This is a genomic window from Agromyces humi (assembly GCF_009720255.1).
Taxonomy (GTDB): Bacteria; Actinomycetota; Actinomycetes; order Actinomycetales; family Microbacteriaceae; genus Agromyces; species Agromyces humi.
The window spans coordinates 1-4,951 of the sequence record NZ_WJSP02000282.1; the positions used below are offsets into that span (position 1 = coordinate 1).

Here is a 4,951-nt window from a genome sequence, read left to right on the forward strand (position 1 = left end):
CTCCGCTCGGGCGGCCGCCTCGTGTACCTCGGCGCCGGCACTGCCGGACGCATGGGCGTGCTCGACGCGAGCGAGATCCCACCGACGTTCGGCACGGACCCGGCGCTCGTCGTCGGCGTCATCGCGGGCGGCGAGGTCGCGCTGCGCTCGGCGGTCGAGGATGCCGAGGACGACGCCGCGCGCGGGGCCGCCGACCTGGACGCGATCGGGCTCACGGCCGCCGACGCCGTCGTCGGCATCTCCGCGTCGGGTCGCACACCCTACGTCGTCGGGGCCCTCGAGCATGCTCGGCGGATCGGGGCGCTCACCGTCGGGCTCTCGTGCAACGCAGGATCGACCATCGGCCGCGTCGCCGACCTCGCGATCGAGACCGTCGTGGGCCCCGAGATCGTCGCCGGCTCGACCCGCCTCAAGGGCGGCACCGCGCAGAAGCTCGTGCTCAACGCCATCTCCACCATCGCGATGGTGCGGCTCGGCAAGGTGCACGGCAACCTCATGGTCGACGTGCAGGCCACCAACGCGAAGCTCCGCGCACGAGCGGAACGCATCGTGATGCTGGCGACGGGCACGGACGCCGCCGCGGCATCCGCAGCGCTCGAATCGGTGGGCGGGTCGGTGAAGGCCGCGATCCTCGTGACCATTACTGGGGTGACGCCTGATGACGCCATCGCGCGCCTCTCGTCGCACGATGGGGTGTTGCGGGATGCTCTGAGTGAGGTTCACGCGATTTCCACGCCCGCGACCAGAGCAGAGGAGAACGATGGCTCGTGACGTGCTCTCGAACGTTCGCCAGGCGCTGCCGCGGCTGAGCTCGTCTGAGGCGCGCGTCGCGGAGGCGATCATCGCAGATCCCTCGATCGTCGTCGACCTGACGATCACGGATCTCGCGCACCGCTGCGGCACCTCGCTGTCGACCGTCGCGCGCTTCTGCCAGACGCTCGGCTACAGCGGCTACCGCGAGTTCCGCATGGAGGTCGCCAGCGCGATCAGCCGCGAGGCCGCCGAACGCGACCGATTCGGCCTGGCGGACTCCGACATCAGCCCCGATGATGCCGCCGCCGACGTGGTGGCGAAGATCGCCTTTCACGAGGTATTGGCGATCGAGCAGACGGTGCAGGGCCTCGACGTCGAGGTGCTCGACCGGGTCGTCGACGCGATCGCCGGTGCCAGGCACGTGGACCTCTACGGGTTCGGGGCGAGCGGGCTGACCGCGCAGGACCTGCAGCAGAAGCTCGCCCGCATCGGCATCTCGGCGTCCTGCTCCGTCGACGTGCACCTCGCCCTCGTGACCGCGGCGCTGCGGAAGCCGGGCGACGTCGCGATCGGCATCTCGCACTCGGGGCTCACCAGCGAGACGATCCACGCCCTCACCGTCGCGCGCGAGGCCGGGGCGATGACCGTGGCCCTCACGAACTCGCCCGACTCGCCCGTGACCGAGGTCGCCGATGCCGTGCTCACCACGCAGGCACGCGAATCGCCCTATCGCATGGGGGCGATGTCGAGCCGCATCGCGCAGCTCGCCGTCGTGGACTTCGTGTTCGTGCGGGTGGCACAGCGCCGGCACGAGGACGTCGCAGACCCGCTGCGGCGAACCTTCGAGGTGACCGCCAGCCATAAGGTCGCGGCGCGCAAGCGGCGCGACTGAGCCGCTGCGCGTCCACGCCACCGCGCCGGCCCCGGCCCGCCGAACTCCCGCCGGGCTTCAGCAGGACTCGACGAAGTCGACCGGCACCGTGGCGAGGTCGGCGAGCTCCTCTGCGCTGAACGGCCTGGCGGTGATCACGCCCACGCGGTCCGCCTTCGCATTGAGCAGCTGCGCCGTGTCGGCCTCCACCAGTTCGTCGCTCTGCTCGACACGCGAGATCGCGGCGGTCTCCAACTGCCACCCGATCAGGAACTGCGCCCTGCGCACCGATCCGTCAGTCGACACGAACGGGATCTCGATGAGATCGAGCTGCTGTTTCCGCGCGAGCGCGAGCCCGTAGCGCATGACGGCGTCGGCGATCTCGTTCCCGGTCAGGAACGACCCGACACGGCTGGTGATGAGCTTCACGGCGGTTCCCCTCGGCTCGACGTCTCGGAGGTTGCCGGGGTCCGGGGCACCGTTTCGATTTTAGATCCGGATGCCGCGTGGCGCCAGATTCGCCTCAGCCGCCGAGCCGGAGCGTGCGATCGACGATGCCGGCGGCGACCTTGCTGATCCCGAGCTGGTGCGACCTCGCGTACTGTCGGATGAGGTCGAATGCCTCCTCGATGCCCACGCCGTTCATGTAGGCGACGACGCCCTTGGCCTGCTCGATCACCACCCGGCTGCTCAGCGCACCCTGCAACTGCTCCGCGAGCACCGTCGTCTCGCGCACCGATCGCTCGTGCAGGATGCCGATCGTCGCGACATCCGCGAAGGCCCGCGCGGCGATGCGGTCCTCCTCCTCGAGCGTGCCCGTGCGGTCGCGAAGGAGATTGAGCGTGCCGATCGTGTTGTCTCGGAGTCGCATCGGCAGCGCGTGCACCGACGCGAACCCGAGTTCGATGGCGCGGTCGCGGAACCGGAACCACTCAGGAGGGCTCAGGGCGATGTCGGGCACCTGGACGACCTCGCCGGTGCGGTAGCACTCCACGCACGGCCCCGCCTCGGCGCTGAGCTGGATGACCTCGACGAGGTGGCTCGCCTCGCTGGTCGACGCCACCACGTCGAGCTCGCCCCTGCCATCGGCGAGGAGGATGGCTGCGGCGGTCGTGTCGAGAAGCTCGGCGCAGCTGTCCACGAGCAGCTGCAGCAGGTCGACCACGTCGTACCCGTCGACGAGCGTGTCGGCGAGTGCCGCGAACGTCTGCAGCAGCCGGGCCTCTTTCGTCAGTTCGGTCATTCGGTCGCCTCGATCGCGTCACGCTGCTTCGAGAAGCGGAGCCGCCCGTCGATGATGTCCTGCGCGACCTCCATCATCGTGCGCTCGGTGGCGAACGCATGCCCCTGGATCACGAGTCGCGCATCATCGGGTGAGAGGTCGAGTTGCGCGAGCACCATGCCGGTGGCCTGATGCACGACGCGTCGGGAGAAGGCGTTGCCCGTGTCGTCGAGCTCACGTCCGACCGCGCTGAGCGCGTGGCGCAGCACATGGCGGCCCACGACCCCGGCCATCGCATCCGCTTGGCGGATCTGCGTGCGGTTCAACTCGACGGCCCGCAGCGAATAGAGGTCGACCGCGCCGATCCGCAGCGGCCCGACCGCGAGCGGGAAGGCGAAGATCGAGCGCAGTCCGTCTTCACGCGTCGCGGCAGCGAATGCCGGCCAGCGCGGCGCCGCGCCGCGCAGATCGGGCTCGAGCACGGGCGATCCCGAGCGCATGGCATCCCAGCACGGGCCCTCGCCCAGGTCGAACTGCAGTTCATCGAGGCGGGCGGCGATCTCATCGCTGGCGGAGAGCGTCTCGCTGCCGAGCACGTTGCCCACCGTCGAGACGGCGGCGCCGGTCACGGGAAAGAGGTCGAGGAACGGACGGCAGAACCCCTCAGGGGATCCCGAAGACCGGTCCAGTGCCTCCATCGCCGCACCGAACGAACTCGCCATCACGCCATCGCCTCCCGCCTTCGACGCTACCCGCCGCCCGTGAGGTGTGAAAGCCCTTGCGGCCACTCGTCTGCCGTGCGCGTGTGCTCCGGGCGATGTCGGCGGCGCGGCGTACCGTGGGCGCCATGAGGAACCAGCTGCAGACCAGCGTCGCGCACGATGTGCTCGATGAGCCGTGCCCACGCTGCGGGTCGACCACCGTTCGCGTCGTCGTCACGTCGTCCCTCAACGCGGTCGTCGAGATCGACTCGACGGATGCCGCTGCCGGCGCATTCGCCCACGAAGACCCGCTGTTCGACTGCCGCGAGTGCGGCTTCGAGTGGGGCGAGCTCGTTCGCGACCTCATGAGCTGAGGCGCCCGCCCTCGCTCGCCGCAGGGACACCTTCTTGGGGCCACGTCCCGCTGTGGATAACGACCCGCCCTCGCCCATGGCTCGCTTAGGCTCGACCCCATGCCCGAGTCACCCGCCCACTTCCGCGTGAGACTCCGCGTGGGCGCGCTGGCCACCATCGCGGCGGTGACGCTGCTGGCCGCCAGCGGATGCACCGGCGCCCCGGCCCCCACCACGGCGCCGACCTCCTCCGCCGCCGCGGACCCGATCTTCGCGACCGACGAGGAGGCGCTGGCCGCGGCCGAGGCCGCGTACGAGAAGTTTCTACTTGCATCAGCGGTCATGACCGGATCAGGGGGCAGCGACACCAGTGCCCTAGAGGCCGTTGCGGCCGGGGAGGCACTTGCTGCACAGGTCGAATCCGCGGGGGCCTACGCCAAGGAGCACATCCATTCGACTGGGCGCAGAGAGTTCGAAACCCACAAGCTCCAGTCAGTGGAACGAATCGGAAAGAACGAGATTGCGGTCACGTTCTATGTCTGTGACGATCTGCGCGGCCTCACTGTTCTGCGAGAGGACGGGAGTTCGGCCGTCTCGCCGGATCGAGTAGTCGACGTGCCTTACCTCGTCACGGTCGAAGGTGGCGAACAGGCTCTCAAGGTGAGCGGTAAGGACCTCTGGGAGCGAGAGAACTACTGCCTCTGATGCCAGCAAGGATGATCGCCCTCGTCGTGGTGCTCGTGTTCACTCTCGGATCGGCCGACATCGCCCGAGCAGATGGCGGCTGCACTGAGGTCAGTGTCGATTTGGGGGACTGCGACGTCAACGGCGCGCTGGGTGAGGATTCCGCCGACCTCGTCGGAAGCGTCGAGGGTGATGGCGCTCAGTCTCCACCAGAGCACCAGGATGACTCAGCATCGGAACCAGAGCAGGAGGGCGGCGCTGAACCCGCGCCCGCGCCCGCGGCCCCGGCCCCGCCCGCGAACTGCAGCCCCTCGAACATCGCGCTGTGCGCCGTCGACCCGACCGTCCCGGAGGACCCCGCCGCGGC

7 protein-coding genes and 1 pseudogene are annotated in these 4,951 nt (G+C 69.5%); 5 read left to right on the forward strand and 3 right to left on the reverse strand.

The genetic code is table 11. The annotated features are described in order from the left end of the window. Together murQ and GH736_RS17105 are read left to right on the forward strand one after the other, a co-directional pair. The coding region (gene murQ, locus GH736_RS17100) for an N-acetylmuramic acid 6-phosphate etherase (protein WP_159605479.1) at positions 1–771 on the forward strand (771 nt) is incomplete at its 5' end. Next, a complete protein-coding gene (locus GH736_RS17105) occupies positions 761–1,645 on the forward strand; it encodes a MurR/RpiR family transcriptional regulator (protein WP_159605481.1) in 885 nt (294 codons plus the stop codon). The genes murQ and GH736_RS17105, both read left to right, overlap by 11 nt. A gap of 57 nt (positions 1,646–1,702) precedes the next feature. Here the strand turns inward: GH736_RS17105 and GH736_RS17110 are convergent, their stop codons facing one another. The 3 genes from GH736_RS17110 to GH736_RS17120 form a co-directional block, all read right to left on the reverse strand. Next, positions 1,703–2,053 carry a hypothetical protein gene (locus GH736_RS17110; protein ID WP_159605483.1) on the reverse strand — a complete coding sequence of 117 codons (351 nt, stop codon included), beginning with the start codon at positions 2,051–2,053 and terminating at the stop codon, positions 1,703–1,705. A 94-nt stretch (positions 2,054–2,147) separates the two neighbouring features. Further along, positions 2,148–2,867, reverse strand: a complete 720-nt coding sequence (locus GH736_RS17115) for a GAF and ANTAR domain-containing protein (RefSeq protein WP_159605485.1) — start codon at positions 2,865–2,867, stop codon at positions 2,148–2,150. Beyond that, entirely contained in the window at positions 2,864–3,568 is a 705-nt protein-coding gene (locus tag GH736_RS17120; RefSeq protein ID WP_159605487.1) for a GAF and ANTAR domain-containing protein, read from the reverse strand. The genes GH736_RS17115 and GH736_RS17120 overlap by 4 nt, the downstream gene beginning before the upstream one ends. A 125-nt stretch (positions 3,569–3,693) precedes the next feature. Between GH736_RS17120 and GH736_RS17125 the strand changes: the two genes are divergently transcribed. The 3 genes and pseudogenes from GH736_RS17125 to GH736_RS17135 all read left to right on the forward strand — a co-directional run. Then, complete coding sequence (locus GH736_RS17125) at positions 3,694–3,921, forward strand: hypothetical protein (RefSeq protein ID WP_159605489.1); 228 nt, start codon at positions 3,694–3,696, stop codon at positions 3,919–3,921. Positions 3,922–4,020: 99 nt separating this feature from the next. Further along, entirely contained in the window at positions 4,021–4,605 is a 585-nt protein-coding gene (locus GH736_RS17130; RefSeq protein ID WP_159605491.1) for a hypothetical protein, read from the forward strand. Positions 4,606–4,616: 11 nt separating this feature from the next. Further along, positions 4,617–4,951: pseudogene (locus GH736_RS17135) on the forward strand (hypothetical protein); the annotation flags it as partial.

Coding starts and splice junctions, on each gene's coding strand:
- GH736_RS17105 (WP_159605481.1), top strand. CDS start 761: ATGGCTCGTGACGTGCTCTCGAACGTTCGCCAGGCGCTGCCGCGGCTG.
- GH736_RS17115 (WP_159605485.1), bottom strand. CDS start 2,867: ATGACCGAACTGACGAAAGAGGCCCGGCTGCTGCAGACGTTCGCGGCA.
- GH736_RS17120 (WP_159605487.1), bottom strand. CDS start 3,568: ATGGCGAGTTCGTTCGGTGCGGCGATGGAGGCACTGGACCGGTCTTCG.
- GH736_RS17125 (WP_159605489.1), top strand. CDS start 3,694: ATGAGGAACCAGCTGCAGACCAGCGTCGCGCACGATGTGCTCGATGAG.
- GH736_RS17130 (WP_159605491.1), top strand. CDS start 4,021: ATGCCCGAGTCACCCGCCCACTTCCGCGTGAGACTCCGCGTGGGCGCG.